Origin of the sequence: Stenotrophomonas sp. AG209 (assembly GCF_003550055.1) — a bacterium.
In the GTDB taxonomy this organism is placed as follows: domain Bacteria; phylum Pseudomonadota; class Gammaproteobacteria; order Xanthomonadales; family Xanthomonadaceae; genus Stenotrophomonas.
In genome coordinates, this window is sequence record NZ_QXDB01000001.1 from 2269369 (window position 1) to 2292604 (window position 23236).

The following is a 23236-nucleotide window of genomic DNA, read 5'->3' on the forward strand; positions in this document are numbered from 1 at the left end:
ACGCTTCACCGAGGCCCGAATGTCCAGGCCCCTTTAGCCTCCATGCGGCTAAGACCGGCGGCGCTGGATCAAGTGGGCCAACGAGCTGGCCAGGAGTGAGGGTGCGCCTGGTGTTGGAACGACCAAGATGCATGCCCAAGCAGCGATGGTGCGCGATATTCAACCAGCCCAAGAATCTGCGTGGCCTAGAACGAAGTATCGGGCCGAACCCTACTTGAACATCTCCAACAGATCCTTGTCTTCATGCCGCTGCTCCCACGTGGAGAGAAAACAAAAGCTCACACCACTTCGTATGGCAGCCTTCTGGAACCCAGCCAGTTCTTCCTTCGTGATCGGATACTCAACCGGATCAAAATGCAGAAGCCCCCACGGCTTTTGGAATGAGAACCCAGGCATGAGTTCCGAGAAGATCGCCTTGAGCTGGGGCCGGATAGCCGAGAAGTCCTTGATCGGACCGGCGCGATTGCCAAGGGCGTGACACTGGCGGCGGATGGTCCTGTCTCCACCGACCAACCGCGCAATAAAATGGTCCTGGTGCACCTGAACGTAGATCAGTTGGCGACGAAAAATCCTCATCCTCTTCTCAACTCCGCACGCTTAATAGTCGTCCATGTGCCTGCATGCCTTTCCATCAAAGCGCCTGGGGCGCCTTCAGCGCGCTTGAACCCCGGCGCAGCAGATGCAACGCAACCAGGAACGGCCACAGCGAGTTGATCGATGAAAACACGCGCTGGGTCAGCCCCCTGAACCCCTCCGGGTCCGCTCCCACCACGTTCAACCAGAGATAGACGATGCCCGCGATGCTCACCACAGCGGTCACGGCGTACGCCGTTCGGTTGGCAGACCACGCACTCAGTTCGATGTGCGACATCGCCGGTGCAATGATGTTTGCGATACCGATGGTGTAGAAGCCGTGCATCGGATGGCCCATGGGCCAGAGCCCGTTGGTCAGCATGGAGATGCCAAAGATCATCCAGCAGATCGCGCCTACGGCAATCCGGCGACCGGACTCCCGCCACACCCCGATGGCAAACGCCACGAAGCCCACGCCGCAGCCGATGGGGGCAATCCTGGCGCAGATGCTTGCAAGCGTCGGTGCCTGCAGCAGCTCGCTGGCGTGCTGTGCAAGCGGGTTGTAGCCCGGCGCGAATACGGCGGCAACGCTGGTCCAGAACAGGAACCACGGAAGCGGGACCAGACCCGCGCAGAGAAGCAGTCGGCTGCGGCGTGACACGTACAGTGGTCCTTGTTTGGCCTGCCCCAGTGGGTGGAATCCGTTCAAACGCTACAAGACCGTCCTGCTGCGGGCAGGGCAGCCCCGCATGACTACAGCGGTAGTCAGATTGCGCGCGGTGCTCGGTAGGTTCAATAGGCAAGAAGTCATTTAAACCATCCAGCGGGTGTCGCAGCGGTTCGGTTGCATGAGCGATCACACATGCCCGATGGGCGAGTGCTGTCGCATTTGCCGCGCCTTACATCTCTGACGGAAGGTTCTGTCGACTCCGTTCCAGAAGTGCCGTTCCGCCTAGCACACCAAGGCTCTCGCCCCTTTCCACGCTATGCGACAATGCCAAAAGCGTCTCGGGTTTTGGCGGCATTGACCCCTACCCGTTGGCATTCCGAACAACTGCAGGTAATCGTTACTGCGCCACCGTGCATCGGTGGTCGGGACTCGAAAGCCCGTTTTGTTGGGAAGTAGTTTGCGCTTGCCAGCCGGCACCATCGCGCGTGGTGCCGGCTGGCAATCCGTCTGCCGGCTATGGCGGGCGGGGCGTGGGGGTCTTGTACCCGCCGGTTCCCAACATCCGGTTTTCGAGCCACGCTCTGCCCGCCACCTTTATCGGTGGCGGCGTCCGCCTGCATGCACGGAGCCTGCCATGACCACACCGCACTCCCCACCCCCGCGCCCCATCCAGGAAGCGCCCTTGGCCGCTCCGGCCTTGGACCCCAACAGCCTCATCGCCATCCTGCACGCCATCGGCGCGGGCGCTGCGGCCGACGGCCAGCCCTGGCCCGAGCGGCACCATCTACGCAGCCGGCAGATGCAGTTGTCCGACGCCGACTGCGCACTCACCGGCCAACGCATCGTGCAGGAGATCCTGCTGGCGGCCGAGCGCACGCGCCAGAACGGCGAGCCGGAGCAGTACGTGGGCGACCGGGTGATGGAGGGGCTGGTGATGGCCGATCTCGCGCTGACTGCCTTCATCCACGAGCGGATGCGACCCAAGGACTGAGCGCGCTTATGGCGCGGACCTTTCTGCCTGTGTGCGGGGTGACGAATGAAGATGCACGGCCTTGCCGCTGCGGTGGTGTGCATCGCGGTGATCGGCGCGATGTGGGTGGAGTGGCCCGAGCCAGCGGGCGATCAGGTCTGGGCCTACCAGAAGCTGCGGCCGGCCGATTACCGCCTGCTGCGCAGTGATGCGCTCGGCTTCGTTACCGCGAAGGCATACGAGGGCTTTGAACTGTATGCGCGCCATGCCGGAGCGACGTCCTTCGAGATCCGGTGCAAGGGCGTGCTGGTGATGGACGTGGAGAACGCACCCTCGCGCGTGCTGATCCGCATGCCTGCCGATGCACGGTGGCGGGCGCCGGATATCGAACGCCTGCGCAGCAGCTTCGAGCGTTGGCTGGATCTGCACCAGAGCCAGGGGCGATTGCTTGTGGAAAGCGCGGGGCCTTCGTGGATTGAGGCGCGGTTTGGGCGCTTCACTGGGTTGGTGCCTGATGAGCAGCGGTGTCTGCTTGGGGGCCCAGGCCATCGCCAGGCCGTTCCCACCAACCATGTCCGCGCTGAAGTGCCTTCGTAGGCTAACGCTTGTAGTGGCGCTGCGCCTGTACCGCTAGGGGCACGGCAACCGGTCAGGGGCCAAACCCCAGTGCCATCGCAACCACTTTTCCATCCCGGACGTAGAAGCAAATGTTCGATCCACCTTCCGAGAAGCCACAGGTGCGCTCGACCTTGATGCCGCCCAGCGTTGCCTGCTTTGTGTCTCTCTGGCCATACCCGACTGCTGCGCCGACGGCCTTGGACGCCGGGTCACCCATGGCAACGCCTTTCAGCTTCACGCCGCGCAAGCTCTCGGTTCTGCCTGCAGCAGGTTGCCCCGCGCTGATCGATGAAACGCGGATCTCATCGATGGTTCGGAACTCCGGAGCGACGTCAGGGTTGGAGGTGATCAGCACCTCCAAGCGGGTAGTGGGATCCAGGTATCTACGCCGTATCAGCACTGTCGTGTCCACGACCAGCTCAACTTAATCCGGCTTTCGCTCTTCACTTGAGAAAACGCCATTGCCTCTCTCGAGAAAGAACACCGACTCCGGAATAGTGCTATTGCCGAAGTTCCTGACTCTAACGCCGATCACCCCCCTTTTTCTATCGAAGTAGAAGGAGTTGGCGTGGACGCCATCCCTTTCCACATCCACCTTTAGAACTTCGCGATCATCGGCCAGCATGGGAATGGAGAGGGCCTCTACCACGGCGAAGGTAAACGCGCCCTCTTTGTACCTGTCACCAACCTTCCCTCCTATGGGCACCTTGTAGAGCGCCATGAAGTCAATCTTGAGACAGTCCGACGAACCACCAGCCTGGCAGGGCTCGAGCTTGCCGAACTCGCTGCCATAACCAAAAAGGCCCTTCCCGGGAAGTATGGTCAATCTGGAATCCACGCCGTTTGTCGAGTACCGCATATCTGGCGCGTAGTTTATGTATAGGGCATCATCCGCCCTGGAATGGATACTCACCACCATACTGGCCAACGCAACTGCAGCAGCTAGTATTCTCAGCTTCATCATCGCCGCCCTCTCGGCCCTATCCTTATATTCCGCGGCGCGTACTCCATCATCCGATTGGAGTATTCGCTCGCCTTTGCCTCTCGGTCATGAGGAGTATTGTTATCCTTATCCTCAACATGGCCGTGCTCATGGAAGACGACTTTTGCTGCTGCCGTATCGCCGCCTCTACCGAGCTCCATGCCATGATAGCCTGGGAACGCCTTTCCTGAATCAGTGAGCTCCAAGAAGCCCGGGAGAATCGTCACGGCGCCCTTGCCCGGCTCTCGATACGCCTTGATCCCAGCATCGGACTGACCCGACGCGGATTGGATTACCTGGGCTTCCGGACTCAATGCTCTTCTATACTCAAAGGGCGTAGTGAGGTATCGCGCCATCGCTTCTTTGTCCCCAGACGCCGTTATTGCCCGCTCGTATGCCAACTGGGCTCGATTGAATGCACGCATAGTTTCACGGTCCGCCCGCGTCATTTCCTTCTCAGGAATGGAGGTTGTGATCTTCATCACCTGCCTCCCATCTGGATCTGTAAACAGGAAAGGATTGTTCCGCGCATAGCAATAGCGACAGAAGTCACGCCAGGGATCCACAAGCGCGGAGACAGGATCGGCGGAAAGAAAGACACCCAGCTCCGGATCGTAATACCGCTGTTGCATGTAGCTCAACCCTGACGCCGAATCTGTAGCGTGCCCAGCGTAGCCCGGACCATCACGCACCGCTCCAATTGTTGGCTCGCCATATGGGCTATAGAACTCACGCCGAATCACGACGCCCGTGCTATCGGTCCAAGCCACAGGCGAGCCCGCGACATCAGTATGCACATACATTACTCTCTCGGCCCCCAGGGCAGGTTGACTAAGCCCCAAGAGGCTCAGCAGCAAGAACAGACTTCTCCTAGCGACCATCCTGGAAGGTCCTCAAGGCAGAGTGACAGAATTTGACCAGCCGGAGCACCCCGATGCGTTACAGGCGCGCACGGAGTATTGATAGCTAGTCTTTATTGAGGTGTGCCGACGCGTGTAGAAATTGCTCGACCCACTGTAGATTGTGGCACCGTCACCAACCCTTACTTCGTAGTGGGAAGCGAAGGGGATCGCGAACCAGTTCAATGTATCCTCACGCGCCGGTCGCTTCGGATCGTCGTCATAGAAATATTCGACACTCCCACTAGGGTTTGGCGTGCTTGGAGGCAGAAGGACAGCGACTGTGCGTGTGTCACTGTACGGTCCGCATCCGGCAACGTTGCAGGCAATCACTCGATAGCCGTAGGCACCACTGCTTCGCCCATACAGCGAAGCACTTAGAGCAGTAGCATCCTGAACTGCTACCCATCCGGCGCCATTTGCGCTCTCTTCCAGGACATATCTAGTGGCCGCAGCGACACTACTCCAAGATGCAGTGTAGCTACCGGTTGAGCTGCTAGGCGGCACATCCATGCCCGGCGCTGAGCCAGGCGGTAGAGTTACGACAATCGTCGCTACACTCGAATAGTCCCCGCAGCCTGCCTCGTTGCAAGCTTGGACGCGGAAGCTATGGGATCCCGCCCCCCGACCCGCGATACTGGCCGAGACCGCCGGCCCCGTTGAAACCAGCACCCAGGCGCTGCCATTTGTGCTTCCTTCAAGGCGAAACTCTGAAGCACCGGCACTTTGACTCCAATGCACATCAAAGTGGTCCACGTATGACTGCACTGGAACAGAGAGGGCTGGAGCCGCCGGCTTGAATACCACTCGAGTCGTCACCACTGCGGAATAGGCACCGCATCCGGCGGCGTTGCAGGCCTTGGCTCTATAGGAATAGCTACCCGCTTGCTTGCCGCTAGCAGTCCAAGAGCGGGCGTCGCTAGATTGAACGACCGACCATGGGGCGTCCGATGAACTCTCTTCCAGAGAGTATGTGCTGCTGCCCACGACAGCAGACCACGAGACACCATACGAGCCCGATGTCGATAGACCTGGGGTGGTCATTGCCGGCGCCCCATCCGGCGGCTGGCGAACGGCGATAGCGCCATTCGTACTCCAATCCCCGCAACTCCCCGAGGCCTTGCAGCCCCGCACTCGATACTCATAGAAGCCCGGCGCAAGAGATGACGCCGTCCAGGACCCCACCGGGCCCACATAGACTTGCTGCCAAGTTCCGCCGACGGTCCGCTGGTTAAGCTGGTAAGTGGCGGCTAGCGTAGAAGTTGACCATACAACTGTGAAGGTTCCATTCTCGCTACGAGAGGGGACCTGAATAGTTGGGGGGTCGGGATCATCGTTGGCCACAATCTCGGCGATCAAACGATCATTGAGATAGACGAATTCAGTGTCTTGCTGAGTTCGCTGATTCTGTTGCCGAATTAGGCGACCATCGCGCGTATACATCGAGATAATTGATGCGCCTGAAGCGTCGACACTTCGCACCCGCCTCCCGAATCCATCGTATCTGTACGACTCGAGTGCCTCGATCTCACGCAGCCTGTTGCCATGATCGAACTTGAACGGCTGACCATTCTTCACAGCTAGGTTGCCCCTGCTGTCGTATGCCATACCGATCTGAGTGGCGCCATCGTTGGATTGGACATTTGTCAACCGATTGCGCGCGTCATACCAGTAGTTGTGTTCTTTCCTCCCTACAAGCTTGGCGCTGCGCAAGTTGCCTAATGCGTCGTAGCTATAATCAATTACCCCTGCACCTCGCAGGGCAGGCGAGCGAGACTGGAGCACGCGATCGAGCCCGTCATAGGCCAACAGCTGCGTTCTATCCGATGAAAGATGATCGTTGATCTCAGTGGTATTTCCTGCGCGATCATACGAGTAGCCGACATCCTGAACCCCTCCTTCTATCAAGCGCAGTGGCAGCTGCCTATCGTTCTGCGCCAAGGAATATGCAACACCATTTCCATACGTAAACTTCCTTACTGATCCATTGGGATGGTATGCCACCGAGGTAGCATAGGATCCTGCGCGTGTGGGTTGACCAAGTGCGTTGGGACTCAGCTCGACAAATGAACCTCGGGGATATCGAACACCAGAGACGGATCCGTTAGCGTCGTACGAATAGCCAACGCTCCACAGATGAGACCCCTCAATCTGGCTGGACTCTCCTGTAAGAAGTCGGCGCTTGTTGTAGGTGAACGCATTTACGACTACGTCGCCTCCACTAAGTGTGGTCAGCTGGGACGGCCTTCCATCTGGCTCGTAAGCCCATATTCTGTCGCCATCCCCATCGGGATAAGCCACCGTGAGCAAACGATTCCTTTGATCATAGGTGCTATCGACGCGCACACCTGATCCATACGCCGCGTCCGAATCGCAAGTTGTCGCGCTCGGCAGATCTAATCCAGAGGCCGACCATGCGAGGTTACCTGCGCTGTCGTACCCGAAGGCGGTAGCCCCAGTCTCAGGCTCAACAATCTTGCACAGTTGCTGCTGAGGGTTGTAGATGTACTTTCGAGTTAAACGCTCCGCTCCAGAAGTGCTCTGACTGGTAATCTCCATCGGCTTTCCAAATACATCGCGAACAACCGATGTAAGCGCATTCTCCGGGCGAGTCGCCGCTACAGGATAGGAATAGTCAATGTCTCGGTACATCTGAAACGCAGTGATGGTTTGACGACCAAGAGGATCCGTCTTTCTGACACGACCACCGGAAAGGTACTCGTACCTTGTGATAAGAATTCCGTTCTCACTGTCCTCAGATTCGGAGGTTACTCGACCTAGTGCGTCATACTCTGTCCACAGGCCCGTTGTCGATGAAGGACTAGATCCAGGGTAGGAAGAGAAGATTTGCCTTCCCTCCGTATCATATACATAGCGTCTAAACGCCTGGGTACCATCTACGTCTGAAACGTCATACGACCTGGAAAGAACCAGCTGCCATAGCGAATCGAAGTATTGCTCCGTCCGCGCATTACCCACGGCACTGGTGTGCTTCCAGTGCCCAGCATTGAGCCCGAACTCGGCGCTTGCGATCTGTCCGAGGCTACTGGTTTCGACATTCCAGGCCACGGAATCGGCTTCGGGATAGCGCTTCTCTGTAAGAAGCCCCATCAGATCATAGCCAAACTTCGTTGTCGCCCCGGTTTCGTCGGTAGCAGATTTCACCCATCCGTTGTCGTCGACTTCAGCGGAGCGAGAACTCCCTCCAGGCAAATTCCACGTTTGCGCTATACCACGTTTCCAGCCACTGAACGCAGTTGCATTCCCTCTACCGTCGCTGATGGATGCAATGGCTGCATCACTATTGTAGGCCTTGGAGCGAACTAACCTCGAGAAGGAAATATCGCGCGAAGGCAATCCATCTGAACCGTACTCGATCTGCCAGACGACGAGACCAGACCCCTGGTCAACCAAGGCCTGTGGTTGACCAACATGCCATCGCGCTCGGTCATCATAAAATGTTCTTTTCTCAGTCCGCGTGAATCCAAAACTATTACTCTCTTTTACGACAGACGGCCTATCGAAAGCATCGAATTGCAGAACCTGGCTCTGAAACGTGTCCCCATCCTGCTGGGTGGTGGACGACAATTCCAGCCAACTCTCGGCAAAAGCACTTGGATCACCCGCTGTCGCAAAACCAGTACCCCCGACGGCGCCGACATGCCGGTAAGAGTAGGTATCGGACCTTAGGGTCGCCCCTGCCTGCGTTCGAAGCTCGTCAAGCAGTAGCTGACCGGCGTCGACGCCGTGCCGGTTGGAGAAATTCATTACTCGAGTGTAGGTCGGCCCGTTTACGGTAACAGTCCTGACGCTCGGGGTGTTTGGGAGGCACTCGTACCCTGCTTGAGGAATATCGTTTCCACTGCGGTTATAGCAACCATTCGACGAGTAGCTATAATTCCATTGTGCCGCATGAATCCCAGGCCCTGTGACGGCCTTGCTTTTAAGTGAGACTGTCCTCTCCAGCGCACTGGGGCCGGTGAGCATGCCATCTATGCAGCGTAACGGGACTTGGGTTTGGCCCTTGAGCACAGGCTCAAATGAAAAAGTTGAAGTTGCCCCTGAACGTGAACGAATGCTCACACTCATGGCTCCGCGCGAGTTGCGCAGAGCATCCCCATAGCCGCACCCGATGGCACGCCACCCAATGCGCTCGATCCCGTTAGATATCTGAGCCTGATATGAAGTCCCGTCCGGATAGCCAATCGCGAGGCCATTAGAAGTATCGATGCTCCAAACACGCCCTGCAGAGGAAATCTGTGCCGCTGAGATTTGAACCGATCGACCGTCACTTGACGAGATGCTGGACAGCTTTCCGTCGACGTAGCCGTAGTTAACCCAGTTACCGTAGTTATCCTCTATTCGACTCGCCCGAATGGCAATCTCTCGCCTGGAGAGAATCGTTGTACTCCCCTGCAGGGCTGGCTTACTAATCCCATCCCAGGCGCCGGTGGTACCTATCTGATCAAAGTAATACTTCAGGCCATCCGGCGAATGGCCAACAAAGCCTTCCCCTCCACCTGCGACGCTATTAATGCATGAGAAGTACCAGCGATTCTGCGTGACCCAGCGGTAGGCCTTGCCGTCAGACGGCTGGATAGCGTCCTCAGGTTTGGTCACCATCATCAGTTGGGGGCCGCTACCGGGCACATTTAGGTAGTTCCCATGCCAGTATTCTTCGGGGAAGAACGTGTCGGGCTTCCCCGAAGAGTTGGTCACTTCCGGGGGTTGGGGTGCGCCTCCGTTGAAGGTGCAACGTGCGGCTGGATTGCTTCCTTCCACAGTCCAACCCACGCCGGTCTTGTAGACTCCGCTCAGATAGGGGACATCTATCTCATAGACAAATGGCGTGTTGAACTGTTTGTCAGCGACCCGCAGGACGTAGGTCACGCTCACAGGGATGCGGCTATTCCCTGGGATGTCGACAGGCGTGACCGAAAACACAACGGACCCGTCATAGAGGTTGAGCCTCTCCCCGAACTCGGATGTTGCTTCGACCCTGTTCTGTCGAGCAACCATCGATTCGTAGTCCGCAACAATTGGAATGTCCACCGCGCGGGCAGGTGAAGCAAGAAGCGCCAATACGGTAACGGCAGGCACTAGCCTGCCAATCCCAAGCCGAGATCCATTAGCCACGTCTTCCCCTTTCCTTTGATCGACGCCGGAAGTCCCCCTTCCGCTGTGGCACATTTATTACAGTTCTATCGCTCGCACAAGTGCCGCGCCCTGTTCTTCGGATGTGCAGAGAAGACGCAAGGCCAATGGCTGTGAATCGCACTTAGGAGTGCGACGCTCTTCGCTCCAGAAAGCCGATGGGGCTCTGCAGAAGGCATTCTGTCGCCAACCGGAATTCATCCGGGGCGCAAAGCCGGGATCAGAAGCCACGAGCTTGATGGACGTCAAGCCACGTTTGACTCTATCTACCCAGGCTACGACGCCTGCGCCCATTCCAATTGGAGTCGCCGGATATTCTTGCCGTCTGTACGAGCCGACTGTAGCTGCTGGAGCCGAGGTCGAAGCAGAGTCCTAAGACCAGCGCCTTTGTCGCTGCTCGCCCTGACCGGATTCACAAGTCTAAGCCCACCCAGTCAGCAAGACGCGTACCGTGGCATTCATGGGAAAGCTTCGCGTCCGAGATCGATGTGCGTATCAGGAAATACCGGGAAAAATTGAAGGAACCATTGCGACTCCCTTCATTCAGTACTGACCGTGCACCAATCTTTGCCCACCGCGACGTTCGTTTCCTGGCGAGTGCTGGCGGCAGCATGGAGACCCTCTGGTAGCGGGTCTCCGCTGAAGCTAGCGATGTTCCATAGAGCAGTTCCTCTACCGAGTCCAAGACAATCTCCAACTTGCCAGACACCTTCTCACCAGCAAACATTTTCTCGTACCGATCGAATTTCCTCCGGCCTGCAGCCTGACCTAATGAATCACCCCTCTGAATCAGTTCCTCACACTCAAACGCAGGCCGAGCAAATAGCCGCCGCCGATAAAAGAATGCCGTCCAGCCCAGCTGGTCTAACAAATGTGCCGGAATCCCCCTAGCCGCTTCACCAGCAATTCCCGATAGCGCCAAGCGGAACACATGCCGCAGCATCAAGCACCCCTCTGCAGGAAACCACATATGAGTCTGGCGCTGGTCCACAGCCGTGCCCGCGCCGGGGTCGATGCCCCGCTGGTGCGGGTGGAAGTGCATCTCTCTGGTGGCCTGCCTGCCACCCAGATTGTCGGACTGGCCGAGACCAGCGTGCGCGAATCACGTGAGCGCGTGCGTGCCGCCCTGCTCTGCGCGCGCTTCGACTTCCCGCAGCGGCGCATCACGTTGAACCTCGCGCCCGCCGACCTGCCCAAGGAAGGTGGGCGCTACGACCTGGCGATTGCACTGGGCATTCTGGCGGCCAGCGGCCAGGTCGATCCGCAGTCGCTGCTGCAGTACGAATTCCTGGGCGAGTTGGGCCTGACCGGAGAACTGCGCCCGGTGGCTGGCGCGCTGCCGGCGGCGATTGCGGCGGCCGACGCCGGGCGCATCCTGGTGGTGCCGCCGGGCAATGCCGCCGAGGCTGCGTTGGCCGAGCATGCCGATGTGCGGGTGGCGCGTACGTTGCTGGAGTGCTGCGCTGGGTTGGGGAACCCACGCCTGCTGCCGCCAGCAGAGCGCGTGGACACGACGCCGTTGCCACTGCCGGATCTGGCCGACGTGCGCGGACAGGCGCATGCACGGCGCGCGTTGGAGGTCGCCGCTGCGGGTGGACACCACCTATTACTGATCGGTAGCCCTGGTTGCGGCAAGACGCTGTTGGCTTCGCGCCTGCCCAGCCTGCTGCCGGACACCGAGGAAGCCGAGGCGTTGCAGCTGGCCGCGATTGCCTCGGTGAGTGGTGAAGGGCTGGACCCACGGCGCTGGCGGCAACGGCCTTTCCGATCCCCACATCACAGTGCCAGTGCGGCGGCGCTGGTGGGTGGCGGCAATCCTCCCTGCCCCGGCGAGATCTCGCTGGCCCATCACGGCGTGCTGTTCCTGGACGAGCTTCCGGAGTGGAACCGCAGCGCGTTGGAAACCCTGCGCGAGCCGCTGGAGTCCGGCCACATCCGCATCGCCCGCGCGGCGCGCAGCGTGCAGTATCCCGCGCGGTTCCAGCTGGTGGCGGCGATGAACCCTTGCCCGTGTGGCTGGGCCGGGGACCGTAGCAACCGCTGCCTGTGCAGCGACGAACGTATCAACCGCTACCGCGCGCGGGTGTCCGGCCCATTACTGGACCGTATCGACCTGCATATCAGCGTGGCACGCATGGACGCGGTGGAGCTACGGGAGAGTACGCCGCTGGGTGAACCCAGTGTTGCGGTACGTGCACGGGTGGAAGCCGCCCATGCCCGGCAGCAGGCGCGTGGCGGGCTGAATGCCCATCTGCCACCGGCGGCGCTGCGTGCGTGCACGAAATTGAGTGAGGCCGATCAGGATCTGCTGGAGCAGGCCATCGAGCGGCTGCAGCTTTCCGCACGGGCGATGCACCGGATTCTACGGGTCGCTCGCACCATTGCTGATCTGGCGGGTTGTGAAGCGATCCAGACAGCGCATCTGGCTGAGGCGATTGGCTATCGGCAGTTGGATCGGGGAAATGCATGAGCCTGATTGCCGGGAGCCCTCGTCTGCACGCGAGCAGCAACAATCAAAAAATACCCCGGCCGCATGTCCAGAAGGACAGAGACGGTACCGGGGTGTACCTGACCACGCTACCGCACGGGAGACAAGCATTGCAATCCGCCGCAGTGGATGCGGCAGGTACATCTGCCACGCACGGCCTTCCACCTACAGTTGGACGCGAAGAGCGGTCGACTGACAGTCGACCCCACCAAGGGCAGGCATCATGCTGCGGAATCCACCCGCCCCCGCTTCGCCAGCAACGCCACCCGACGGCTGACCAACGCGTGGAGCTCCGCCAGCTCCGACGCCCGGCCAGCCGTCATGTTGTCGCCGAACAGCACCCGCGACAGTCCCGCCGCCTCGCTGTCCTCCGGGTGCTGCCAACGGTCGCGATAGACCTTCTGGCAGACCAGCCACGCCTGCGGCAGCCCACCACCGGGCAGCGGGCGGACCACGCGTTCGTAGACCTGCCAGAACTGGTATTCGGCCCGCAGGTCGATGGCAGGCGCCACGGACAGCGCCTGCCGGGGCCGTCCTGGGCCCCGGATGCCGAACAGCGGGGTTCGCGGGTTGTGCTGTGCCATGCCGACAGCATGACCCAGCAACATTGTGGGAACCTTGCGTCGCCGCCGGAAAATCCCTGTTGATTGCGCAAGGCGGGCTTCTGGACGGATCTGAGCACCTGCTTGGGGACCGCCAAGTGCATCCACGCATGGCGTGGATCTACTTAAAAGGTCATCGAGGTGCTGAACATCAGCTGCCGGGGGGCGCTGCGCTGCAGGGTCTGGTAATCCCCCGAGAACGACGAGCCGGCGATGGTGGCGGTGCCGATGTTGTGGCGGTTGAACAGGTTGCTCACGTCCAGCCGCAGCTCCAGGCCGGGCACCACGCTGTCCGCACCGAAGCGGTAGGCGGCATAGGTGTTGACCTGCCAGAAGGTCGGCACGCGGATGTCATTCTCGTAGGTGAAAGGCTGGCGCAGGTAGGAGGTGCTGGTGGCACCGAAGCGCCAATCACCGAAATGCGCCGACAGGTCGCTGACCAGCGAGATCTGCGGATAGCCCGGCTGGGCGTTGCCCTTGATCGGGTACACCGTGTCGCCCACCACGAAATCGCTGTCGTAGTACGAACGGGCCAAGGCCACACCCTGGTAGAACTGCAGGTGGTCGGTCAGGTCGGCGGTGATGCCGAGGTCGGCGCCGATCACGTGCATCTTCGGCATCAGCCGCACGGTGTTGATCTGCGCGAACTGGGTGCCGATGGCGGCCGACAGCAGGCGGTTGCGGATGTCGTTGTAGAACACGTCGCCGGTGATCGTCAGCCGGTCGAAGCGATGCGATGCGCCCACGGTCAGGTTCCAGTTCTTCTCCGGGCGCAGCGTGCCGGCCACGCGGTCGAACTCTTCCTGGTCGGTGATGGTCCATGCCGAGGCGGTGTAGCCGATGTTGCCGCGCTGGGCCACGCGATAGCCGTTCATGGTATTGGCCAGGTCGAAGAAGGCATCGGTGGATTCGGTCGGGCTCCAGAACAGGGAGACATGCGGCAGGAAGTTGCTCTTCGCGCGCAGCGTGCCGTTCACCGGCCGGTCCTTGGCGTCACCGAGGCCGCCGCCGCTGGTGCGGAAGTCCACGGCCTTGAAACCGACGCCCAGCTTCAGCGTGTCGTTCAACACGATGTCGTCCTGCAGGTAGAACTGGCGCGAGCGGGTCACCCAGCTCGATGCGTTGTCGGTCTTGAACGCGGGACCGTACACATCGAACGGACCGGTGGCCTTCAGCGGCGGGCCCTCGCCCAGCAGCGGCTGCTGGTACCACTCGGTCTTGGCTGCGGCCTTGCTCTTCTCCTGCCAGAAGCCGGCGGTGAAGGTGTGCGCGCCGGTCTCGAACTGGAGGTTGACCATGCCGCCCAGGCGATTCACACGCGGCGTCTGCACCTGTTCGGAGAACGGCGCGCCGTTGGGCGACGGCACGGTCGGGTCGGTGAGCGTGGCCTGGGTGTGGCTGTTGGCGTTGTACAGCTGCACGTTGCCGCTCAGCGCCGGGGTGATCTGGAAGCGATGGTTGATCGAGGACACGCGATCGCGGGTGATCTGGCCGGTGTCGTACGGGATCAGTTCGGACAGCTCACCGCAGGTGTAGGCGCCGCAGGACTTGTCCGCATTCTCCGGCGAGGCCACGTACCACGCCCACGCATAATCGGGATAGAAGATGTCGGCCTTCCAGCCCAGCTTGCGGATCATGTCGAAGGAAATGTTGTTGTAACCCCAGACCTTGGCCTTGCTGTCGGACAGGAACACGGTGAAGTCGCCCCAGGCAACGTCCTGCTGCAGCTTCAGGTCGCCGCGCAGGAAGTTCTGGGTGCCCTCGCCCTGGTACTTGTCGGCGGACACGCGCTGCAGGTCGACCAGCACCTTCGGGCCGTGCTCACCGAGCTGGCCGCTCTGCCCGGATACGGTGGTGACCAGCGTGTTGTTGCTGCCCACGCCCTGCTTCACGCGCAGGCTGGGCGTGTCCTGCAGCTCGCGCAGACGGTATTCCAGGCTGCCGCCGTTGACGCTGCTGGAGAACACGCTGACCGGTGCGCCGCCGGGGCTGACCGTGATCGCGCCGATGCCATCGGGCACGCCCACGTTCACCACGCTGGTGCCGGTGAGCGAGAGGAAGCCGTTGTCGTTCAGCGGCACGCCCTCGAAGGTGATGCCCATTTCGTTCATGCGGAAGCCGCGCACGAACAGGCTGGTGGCGGAGATATCCAGGCCAAGCCCGTCGGTGGCGGTGTAGCTGGCGCCCGGCACCTGCTTCAGCATGGCCAGGCCATTGTTGCCGGTGACCATCGCGTCGAGGTCTTCGGCCTTGATGATGTAGCGGTTGGGGCCGACCACCTGGGTGGGCGCAACGGCGGCGCCGCGCGGGGTAGCGATGACCTGCAGCGCATTCAAGGTGGTGGGGGTGTCATGTGCTGCGTCGTGAGTCTCGGCGGCGTACACAGGTGCGGTGATGGCCGTGATGATGGCCAGGGCGAGGCGCGTCGTGGGTGGGGTGTTCATCGGCAGATCCAGGTGCAGGGAGAGAGCGGCGCAGGCACACGCCCAGCGCGTTGCAGCACCGGTATCGGCGCCCTGGCTGGCGATGCGATTGCGTTGAAGGAGTGACGGCGCGGTACGCGCCGGTCAGCAGACGAAGGCGATCATCTGCCGTGGGATTCGGTGGGGTGATTTCGACGTGCGAAATTCTTGCATCGCACTGCCGCATCCGCCATTGCGCCGTGGTACAGCGCCGATGGCGATGGGGATGGGTGGGCTATACGCGGGTATAGCCCCGGCGTGGTGGAGGCTAACCTTGGCCCGCGCTTGCCGTTTGCGTGTGCCAACCAAGGTTGGCACCTACCGGTGCGGCTGGGCGCGCGGTTACTGCAAGACGAAACGCTCAATGGCGCGCGCCACGCCTTCGTCGGCGTTGCTGGTGGTTTCAAACCGCGCCACCGCCTTCACCGCGTCGATGGCATTGCCCATCGCCACACTGGTACCGGCGTACTGCAGCATGGTCAGGTCGTTCTCCTGGTCACCGATGGCCATCACGTTGGTGCGGTCGATGCCGAGGTGCTCGGCCAGCTTCTGCAGGCTTGGCCCCTTGCCGGCGCGATGATCGAACACTTCCAGGAAGAACGGTGCGCTCTTCAGCACCGCGAAGCGCTCGGTCAGTTCGGCGGGCAGGCGCGCGATGGCGGCATCCAGCACGTCGGGCGCGTCGATCATCATCAGCTTGATGAAGGACATGGACGGGTCCATGTCGGCCACGCGGCGGTACGACAGCGGCATCCGCGAAAGATGCGAGTCGGCCACGGTGTAGTAGCTGATGTCCTGGTTGGGCGTATACATGCGCTGGCTGTCCAGTGCCTGGAAGTGCACGCCCAGGTCGCGGGCCACCTGCTCGCAGAACAGGAAGTCGTCGAAGCTGAGCGGATACTCGACCACGGTTTCGCGCGTGCCGATGCGCTGCACCAGGCCGCCATTGCAGGCGATGCAGTAATCATCGTCGCCGGTGATGCCCAGCTCGTGCAGGAACGGTGCCAGACCGGGAACGGGGCGGCCACTGGTCAGCACGATGTGCACGCCCAGCGCGCGCGCCTGCGCGATCGCCCGCTTGGCCCGGGCGGTGAGCGTGTGGGTGGGGTCCAGCAGGGTGCCATCCATGTCGATGGCGACCAGTTCGATGGTCGATTGCCTGCGGCCCATGTCCATTGCGTTCAACTCGTGCGGGGCACGCCAGTTTACCCCCTCATGCCCGGTTCACCTCTTTGCCCACGTTGGCCGGGATACTGCGGGAGCCTGTGCGTCCCCCACCGCAGGACGGCCCATTGACCGCCCTTCCCTGGAGAATCTTGCGACGCATGACCTACCGTGCCCCCGAAACCAACGACAGCGCCCCTCTGGCCCAGCAGATCGAGCAGATGATCGACGAGCTGCCCGGCGACCAGGTGAGCGTCGGCACCCTGCTCAGCGCGCTGGGCGATGAGGGCCTGCTGCTGATCGTGATCCTGCTCTCGGCCATCTTCATCATCCCCGTGTCGATTCCCGGGCTGAGTACGGTGTTTGGTGCCTCTATCCTGCTGATCGGCCTGAGCCGGGTGCGCAACCGCCCGCTGTGGGTGCCGCAGAAGCTGGCGCGCCGCGAGATCGCCACCGACAAGCTGAAGGCCAACCTCGGCCGTGCGCTGAAGTGGGTGCACCGCATGGAGGGGTTGTCGCGGCCGATGCGGCTGGCAGTGATGGTGCGCTCGAAGAAGATGATGCGCCTGAACAACCTGATGCTGGTGTTCGCGACCCTGCTGCTGATGGCGCCGGCCGGGCCGATTCCGTTCAGCAATACCTTGCCGGCGCTGGCGCTGATGTCGTTTGCGATTGGCTTCATCCAGCGCGATGGTGCGGCGGTGGCGGCCGGTTACGGCTTCGTGGTGGCTACGGTGGTGTATTTCGGCGTGCTGCTGGGGGGCGTGGGGTTTGCTGCCGAGTCGGTGTTCAGCGGGCTGCGCGCGGCGCCTTCGGAAGTGTAGCGCCGGGCCCACGCTCGGCTGCTTCCGGCTTTTGTAGAGTCGAGCCATGCTCGACTGCTGCTGGCAGAAGCAGTCGAGCATGGCTCGACTCTACAAAAGCCGGATCCACAGCAGTCGAGCATGGCTCGACTCTACAAAGGCCGGATCCACAGCAGTCGAGCGTGGCTCGACGCTACGGAGCTACTTGGCAGACACCCGCCACACCACATCACCCACGTCGTCGGCCACCAGCAGCGCGCCTTCGGCGTCCATCGCCATGCCCACCGGTGCGCCCATCAGGGTCTTCTCGTCCTTTGAGGCGAAACCGCTGACCACGGTCTGCGGCCGCCCGGTCGGCTTGCCGTCCTTGAACGGCACGTAGACCACTTCGTAGCCGCTCAGCGGCGAGCGGTCCCAGCTGCCGTGCTCGCCGATGAAGGCGCCACCGTGGTACTGCGCCGGCAGTGCCTGGCCGGTGTAGAACAGCAGGCCCAGCGGTGCCACGTGCGAGCCGATGGCGTAGTCGGGCGTGATGGCCTTGGCCACCAGGTCCGGCCGCTGCGGCTGCACGCGCTCGTCCACGTGCTGGCCGTAGTAGCTGTAGGGCCAGCCGTAGAAACCATCCTCCTTCACCGAGGTGAGGTAGTCCGGCACCAGGTCGGCACCGATCTCGTCGCGCTCGTTCGCGACTGCCCACAGCTGGCCTGTGCTCGGCTCCCAGTCCAGCCCGGTGGGGTTGCGGATGCCCGAGGCGTAGATGCGGCTGCCACGGGTGGCCACGTCCACTTCCAGCACCACCGCACGGCGGTACTCGACGGCCAGGCCGTTCTCGGTGATGTTGCTGTTGGAACCCACGCCCACATACAGCTTGCTGCCATCACGGCTGGCCAGCAGTTCCTTGGTCCAGTGGTGGTTGATGGTGCTGGGCAGGTCGGTGAACTCGCGGCCCTTGTCGGACATGCGGGTTTCACCGGGTACGTAGTGGTACTGCACGATGTTGCCGGTGTTGGCCACGTACAGCGTGTCGCCGATCAGCTGGATGCCGAACGGCGAATGCAGGCCCTCGATGTAGACATGCTGGGTCCAGGTGTTCGTGCCCGGTGTGCGGCGCAGCAGGGTGACCCGGTTGCCGCCCTTGCCGGCCTTGCCCGAGCGCGCCTTCACTTTGCCGGCGATCCACTGCTTGGGCGTGGTGACCGGTTCTTCGCCGGGGCCGTTGCCTTCCACCACCAGCACATCGCCATTGGGCAGGGTCAGCAGGCGCCGCGGATGCAGCAGGTTGGCGGTGATGCGCTCGATCTTCAGGCCCTCGGCCACCGTGGGCGACTGCCCCTCGGCCCAGCCGACGCCCGTGGGCACCTGCATCGGCGGCATCAGGAAGTTCTTCGGTGCCGGCAACGGCGGTTGTGCACCGGACTGGTCAGCGGGATGGTATTCGGCCTTGCCGGCACAGGCCGACAGCATCACGGCCAGCGCCAGGGCGCCCACGGTGGGCAGGATGTGCCTAGCCATGACGACCTCCCTGCAGCACCGGCGGCTGCATGGACAGCAGGATCAGGCCCAGTGCGATCAGGGCCACGGTCAGCGCCGACAGGATCGTGCCCGGCACCGCGACGGCATAGGCATCGCGGCTGTGCACGAAGGCGTTCCAGATGGCCAGCACGACCGCGACCAGGTTGAGGAAGAAGTCGATGCGGTCGATGCGGGTGGCGGTGCCGTTGCGGCGCCAGACCGCGAACAGGTTGATCAGGCGCGGAATGATGGCGATCAGCAGGCCGAAGGTGATCAGCCAGGCGGCGGCCTTGCCCCACATCACCTCGGCGCTGTTGAGATAGATCGCGTCGAAGATCAGCGCGCCGACGAAGAAGCCGAAGGGTATCGGGTTCAACAGGCTGAACAGCGTGGTGCCGAGGCCGCGATGGGCCTGGGCGAGCGGATTGACCATCATCGTGCTCCGTGCGGAAGGGTGCACGGGCTGTAGTAACACAGCGCGATGTGAGGGCGCGCGATGACGCCCCGGCGGAGCTGCCACACCCACCGGGCAGGCACCACGCTACGCGGATTCGTCCTCGCGCACCTCGTGGAAGGGCAGCATCGTCTCGAAGCCGAATTCGTGTTCCATGCTGGTGCGGACCAGGCCGCCAATGGCGTAGCGGCTGGTGTTGGCATGCACGTCGATGCCACCGGGCCGCCACTCGGTGCGCAGATGCAGCGTCTCTGCGCGTCGCATGACGATCCGCTCCTCCTGCAGCAGCGCGCGACGGTGCTTTTTCATCAACAGGCGCAGCGGTTTCACCGTGGTGATGCCGAATGCTGCCAGTTCGGGCAGCAACTCGGCGATATCGGCATCGTCGCCATAGTCGTGGCTGCGCGTATGCACGGCCAGCACCACCTTGCGGATGGCGGCGACCGAGAGCGAGGCCTGATCTGCGCGCGCACGGCCGCGCAGCCGTTCGTTCTTCATGTGTGTGGTCATCTGCAAGTGGTTCTCCCTGTTTCCCACGAAACAAATTCAATCGCGCGAAGATGGCGTGAAGATGTTTGTGTGCACTGTCATAACCAGACGTACTAAGTGTTTGTGACGCAATTGGCACATCTGCAGATTGCCTGTGTGAAGAGGTAGGGGGTTGTTCGTTGTGTCGCGTTTGGCTCGTTGCGATGGGGCAGTCCCGCCCCGCCGTCCTGCCATGCCGATTCACAACAGAAGGATTCGTGTATGAAGCGACACACGCAACGCTCCGCGCCACCGCGCTCCGCGCGCCTGGCCCTTGCCACTGCCCTGGTGCTGGGCAGCCTGGCCGCCACCGCCCAGGCCCAACAGGCCGATCCACTGGCGGGCATCCAGTGGCACCTGCTCAACACCGGGCAGACGGTACCGGCCGACACGCTGCCGGTGGCCGGCAACGATCTGAACGTGGATGGCCTGTTCCGCAACGGCATCCGCGGCCAGGGCGTCACCATCGCCATCGTCGATGACGGCCTGCAGATCGCGCATCCGGACCTGGCGGCCAACGTGGCGGCGGTGGCCGGCAAGAACTTCACCAACGGTTCGAACAACCCCACCCCCACCAACCCGGATGTCGACAACCACGGCACCATGGTCGGCGGCATCGCCGGTGCGGTGGGCGCCAACAACCTGGGCGTGCGCGGTGTGGCCCCGGCAGCGACGCTGAAGGGCTTCAATCCGATTTCGCGCTCAGCCCTGGGCAACCAGCAGAGCAACATCGAGTACGCCTGGTGGGATGGCGCGGAATCGGCCGACGTGCAGGTGTTCAACAACAGCTGGGGCGCCGGCCCGGGCAATCCGAACCTGCCGCTGGCGTACAGCGAAAACACGATTCGTTCGTACGAGCAGGCACTGTCGGGCACGCGTGGTGGCCGCGGCGGCATCTACGTGAAGTCGGCCGGCAACAACTTCAACAATGCCTCGATCAGCCAGACCCAGGATGTCTGCACCACCGACACCAAGAACCGCAACACCGGCTGCGTGCCGGCCGGCCGCGATCCGCGCAACAACCTGTTCAACGTGATCACCGTAGGCGCGGTGCGCGCCGATGGCGTGCGCTCGTCGTACTCCTCCACCGGCTCGGCCCTGTGGGTGTCGGCCTTTGGCGGCGAGTACGGCCTGCAGGCGCAGTACGCCCCCGGCCTGGTGGCACGCGCCTACGATCCGGCCATCGTCACCACCGACGTGACCGGGTGCGCGCAGGGCAGCAACAAGAACACCAACCGCCAGAACACGCTGGACAGCAACCTGTCGGCCATCGACAGCACCTGCAACTACACCGCCAAGATGAACGGCACCTCGGCGTCGGCGCCGATGGTCTCGGGCGTGGCGGCACTGGTGCTGGAAGCCAATCCGAACCTGTCCTATCGCGATGTGAAGTACATCCTGGCCACCACCGCCACCCGCAACCACCCGAACCAGCCGGCGGTGACGCTGGCCGACGGGCGCACGCTGGTGCCGGGCTGGACGGTGAATGCGGCCAACCGTGCCTACAGCAACTGGTATGGCTTCGGTGTGGTCAACGCTGCGCGTGCAGTGCAGGTCGCCGAGAACTTCCAGTCGCTGGGACCGCTGGTCGACAGCGGCTGGCGCAACACGACCCGTACCGTGGCCATCGGCAACACCTCGGCTGCCGCCGCACGCCTGACCTTCCAGTTGGCCAACGGCGCGCGCAACATCGAAAGCGTGCAGCTGGGCTTCCGGGTCAACCACCGCAACACGCGCCAGCTGCAGTTCGTGCTGGTGTCGCCCAGCGGCACCCGCAGCGTGGTGCAGCCGGCGTTCACCGCGATCGGTTCGGGCACGGGTGGCGCGCAGAGCAACTTCACCAGCTGGGACCTGCTGTCCAGCAATGCCTTCCTGGATGAGAATGCCAGCGGCACCTGGACGCTGGAAGTGACCGACATGGGGCAGGCCGCGACCGCAGCATCGCGCGGCAACCTCGAATTCTTCAAGATCCGCGTTCTGGGGCACTGATGATGAAGACCACCATTCTGTTGAGCACGCTCGCCTTCGCGGCGATGACCTCCCCTGCCTGGGCACAGAGCTCGGGGCAGACTCCTCCGGCCAGGACCCTGTCGACCGTGGATGCGCAGGAACTGAAGGCGTCCGCTACCGGCCGCTCGTTCGATGTGGGCGGCACGCGCTTCCAGCTGTCTCCCTCGACCACGGTGAAGCAGGCCAGCGGCGGCCAGTTCACGATCACCCCGCAGGCGGCGGCGACCACCAGCGCGCGTACCAAGCGTTCGCTGGATAGCGCAGCGGCCGCGCCTGCTGATGCCGGTGCCGGCAAGTTCGCGGCGGCGGTCTCCCGTGACGGAGCGCCGGTGGTGGCGACGTCGCGGGTCAAGGTGTTCTTCACCGATGCGGCCTCGGCCCAGCGCGCGGCCACCGCCACCGGTGGCACCGTGGTGAAGGTGTCGAAGGCTTCGGGCCAGGCCATCGTGGAGTACCCGTCGGTGAACGCGGCGCTGGATGCGAGCACCAAGCTGCTGTCCACCGCCGGTATCCGCGCCACCGAGCCGGACGTGGTGCAGTGGGAAGAGACCAAGTAAGGCGTTGAGTGGTGCCCCTGGCCGGTTGGCTCTCCTGGCCGGCCGGGGGATTGATGTCAGGGTGTGCCGACCAACGGTCGGCACCCACCGCGGCAGAGGTGGCGTCAGCGGGCGGCGAGTGTGTCGCTGTGCCTTGAGCTGCAGCTGGCCAGCGGACCGTTGCCGGCGGCCGGGTGGCCGGGCTCGAGCAGCAGGCGCTGCACGTCGGAGAACAGCTTGTCCACCGGCATGCCGTACGGCGCGAACAGGCGCAGGCGGCCCTGGCGGTCGAACACGTAGCCACCGGCGATGTGGCTCATGGTGTACGTATCCGGTACCTGGCCGGGCTCTTTCTCGTAGAACGCCTTGAAGTCGCTGGCCATCGCTGCCAGCTGCGCTTCGTTGCCGACCAGCGCGATCGCCTTGGGGTCGAACGCTTCCACATAGGTACGCGCCACCTCCGGCGTGTCGCGGGCCGGGTCGACGCTGACGAACACCACCTGCAGCTGATCGGCATCCTTGCCCATCAGGTGCTTCACCTGGCTCAGCTCGACCATCGTGGTCGGGCACACGTCCGGGCAGCTGGTGAAGCCGAAGAACAGATAGGTCACCTGCCCCTGCAGGTCGTTCGGGCCACGCACGGTGCCGTGGCTGTCGGGCATCGACCAGTGCTGGCCGAGTTCTTCGCAGGCGATGTCCTTGGAATAGAAGTCCATGCGCGACTGCGCGCTGCAGCCGGCCAGCAGGCCGAGCAGCAGGCCTGCGGCCAGCCGCAGGCCACGATGGGGGAACGCAATGCCTTTCACGGTTC

At 62.5% G+C, this 23236-nt stretch carries 19 protein-coding genes; 6 read left to right on the forward strand and 13 right to left on the reverse strand.

Features of this window, described 5'->3' with window-relative positions:
- Positions 1-210: 210 nt before the first annotated feature.
- Together DFO63_RS10565 and DFO63_RS10570 are read right to left on the reverse strand one after the other, a co-directional pair.
- On the reverse strand, positions 211-576 hold the full coding sequence (locus tag DFO63_RS10565) for a hypothetical protein (protein WP_119006864.1): 366 nt from the start codon (positions 574-576) through the stop codon (positions 211-213).
- 55 nt (positions 577-631) lie between these two features.
- Positions 632-1234, reverse strand: a complete 603-nt coding sequence (locus DFO63_RS10570; RefSeq protein ID WP_119006865.1) for a DUF998 domain-containing protein — start codon at positions 1232-1234, stop codon at positions 632-634.
- A 643-nt stretch (positions 1235-1877) separates the two neighbouring features.
- Between DFO63_RS10570 and DFO63_RS10575 the strand changes: the two genes are divergently transcribed.
- Positions 1878-2234: a hypothetical protein gene (locus DFO63_RS10575; RefSeq protein WP_046984191.1), complete on the forward strand. Its 357-nt coding sequence runs from the start codon at positions 1878-1880 to the stop codon at positions 2232-2234.
- Between the two features lie 45 nt (positions 2235-2279).
- Positions 2280-2810 (forward strand): hypothetical protein, encoded by a 531-nt coding sequence (locus DFO63_RS10580; RefSeq protein WP_049444004.1) that lies wholly within the window; start codon positions 2280-2282, stop codon positions 2808-2810.
- 52 nt (positions 2811-2862) lie between these two features.
- Here DFO63_RS10580 and DFO63_RS10585 read toward each other — a convergent pair whose 3' ends face one another.
- The 4 genes from DFO63_RS10585 to DFO63_RS10600 form a co-directional block, all read right to left on the reverse strand.
- Positions 2863-3192 (reverse strand): hypothetical protein, encoded by a 330-nt coding sequence (locus tag DFO63_RS10585; protein WP_119006866.1) that lies wholly within the window; start codon positions 3190-3192, stop codon positions 2863-2865.
- Positions 3193-3255: 63 nt separating this feature from the next.
- The gene (locus DFO63_RS10590; RefSeq protein WP_119006867.1) at positions 3256-3795 is read right to left on the reverse strand and encodes a hypothetical protein; all 540 of its coding nucleotides are present in this window, start codon (positions 3793-3795) and stop codon (positions 3256-3258) included.
- Positions 3792-4295 carry a hypothetical protein gene (locus DFO63_RS22345; RefSeq protein ID WP_235650939.1) on the reverse strand — a complete coding sequence of 168 codons (504 nt, stop codon included), beginning with the start codon at positions 4293-4295 and terminating at the stop codon, positions 3792-3794. Before DFO63_RS22345 ends, DFO63_RS10590 begins: the two co-directional genes overlap by 4 nt.
- 411 nt (positions 4296-4706) lie before the next feature.
- Complete coding sequence (locus DFO63_RS10600; RefSeq protein ID WP_182474404.1) at positions 4707-9431, reverse strand: RHS repeat domain-containing protein; 4725 nt, start codon at positions 9429-9431, stop codon at positions 4707-4709.
- 1405 nt (positions 9432-10836) lie between these two features.
- Here DFO63_RS10600 and DFO63_RS10605 point away from each other — a divergent pair.
- Positions 10837-12336 carry a YifB family Mg chelatase-like AAA ATPase gene (locus tag DFO63_RS10605; protein ID WP_119006869.1) on the forward strand — a complete coding sequence of 500 codons (1500 nt, stop codon included), beginning with the start codon at positions 10837-10839 and terminating at the stop codon, positions 12334-12336.
- A gap of 239 nt (positions 12337-12575) precedes the next feature.
- Here the strand turns inward: DFO63_RS10605 and DFO63_RS10610 are convergent, their stop codons facing one another.
- The 3 genes from DFO63_RS10610 to yidA all read right to left on the reverse strand — a co-directional run bounded on the left by DFO63_RS10610 (position 12576) and on the right by yidA (position 16594).
- A complete protein-coding gene (locus DFO63_RS10610) occupies positions 12576-12962 on the reverse strand; it encodes a hypothetical protein (RefSeq protein ID WP_049444080.1) in 387 nt (128 codons plus the stop codon).
- Positions 12963-13081: 119 nt separating this feature from the next.
- The gene (locus tag DFO63_RS10615; protein ID WP_119006870.1) at positions 13082-15400 is read right to left on the reverse strand and encodes a TonB-dependent receptor; all 2319 of its coding nucleotides are present in this window, start codon (positions 15398-15400) and stop codon (positions 13082-13084) included.
- Between the two features lie 360 nt (positions 15401-15760).
- A complete protein-coding gene (gene yidA, locus DFO63_RS10620) occupies positions 15761-16594 on the reverse strand; it encodes a sugar-phosphatase (RefSeq protein WP_119006871.1) in 834 nt (277 codons plus the stop codon).
- Between the two features lie 149 nt (positions 16595-16743).
- Here yidA and DFO63_RS10625 point away from each other — a divergent pair, with 149 nt between their 5' ends.
- On the forward strand, positions 16744-17406 hold the full coding sequence (locus DFO63_RS10625; protein WP_119006872.1) for an exopolysaccharide biosynthesis protein: 663 nt from the start codon (positions 16744-16746) through the stop codon (positions 17404-17406).
- Between the two features lie 180 nt (positions 17407-17586).
- Here the strand turns inward: DFO63_RS10625 and DFO63_RS10630 are convergent, their stop codons facing one another.
- The 3 genes from DFO63_RS10630 to DFO63_RS10640 all read right to left on the reverse strand — a co-directional run bounded on the left by DFO63_RS10630 (position 17587) and on the right by DFO63_RS10640 (position 19849).
- Positions 17587-18897, reverse strand: coding sequence for a sorbosone dehydrogenase family protein (locus tag DFO63_RS10630; RefSeq protein ID WP_119006873.1), 1311 nt, complete (start codon positions 18895-18897; stop codon positions 17587-17589).
- Positions 18890-19330 (reverse strand): DUF2231 domain-containing protein, encoded by a 441-nt coding sequence (locus DFO63_RS10635; protein WP_014038797.1) that lies wholly within the window; start codon positions 19328-19330, stop codon positions 18890-18892. Before DFO63_RS10635 ends, DFO63_RS10630 begins: the two co-directional genes overlap by 8 nt.
- Before the next feature lie 108 nt (positions 19331-19438).
- Positions 19439-19849 (reverse strand): hypothetical protein, encoded by a 411-nt coding sequence (locus DFO63_RS10640; protein WP_259337414.1) that lies wholly within the window; start codon positions 19847-19849, stop codon positions 19439-19441.
- Between the two features lie 252 nt (positions 19850-20101).
- On the opposite strand from DFO63_RS10640, the gene DFO63_RS10645 reads away from it, so the two are divergent.
- The gene (locus DFO63_RS10645) at positions 20102-21868 is read left to right on the forward strand and encodes a S8 family serine peptidase (RefSeq protein WP_014038799.1); all 1767 of its coding nucleotides are present in this window, start codon (positions 20102-20104) and stop codon (positions 21866-21868) included.
- The gene (locus tag DFO63_RS10650; RefSeq protein WP_119006874.1) at positions 21868-22446 is read left to right on the forward strand and encodes a DNA breaking-rejoining protein; all 579 of its coding nucleotides are present in this window, start codon (positions 21868-21870) and stop codon (positions 22444-22446) included. The genes DFO63_RS10645 and DFO63_RS10650 overlap by 1 nt, the downstream gene beginning before the upstream one ends.
- Before the next feature lie 104 nt (positions 22447-22550).
- Here the strand turns inward: DFO63_RS10650 and DFO63_RS10655 are convergent, their stop codons facing one another.
- Entirely contained in the window at positions 22551-23231 is a 681-nt protein-coding gene (locus tag DFO63_RS10655) for an SCO family protein (RefSeq protein WP_119006875.1), read from the reverse strand.
- Positions 23232-23236: the final 5 nt, after the last annotated feature.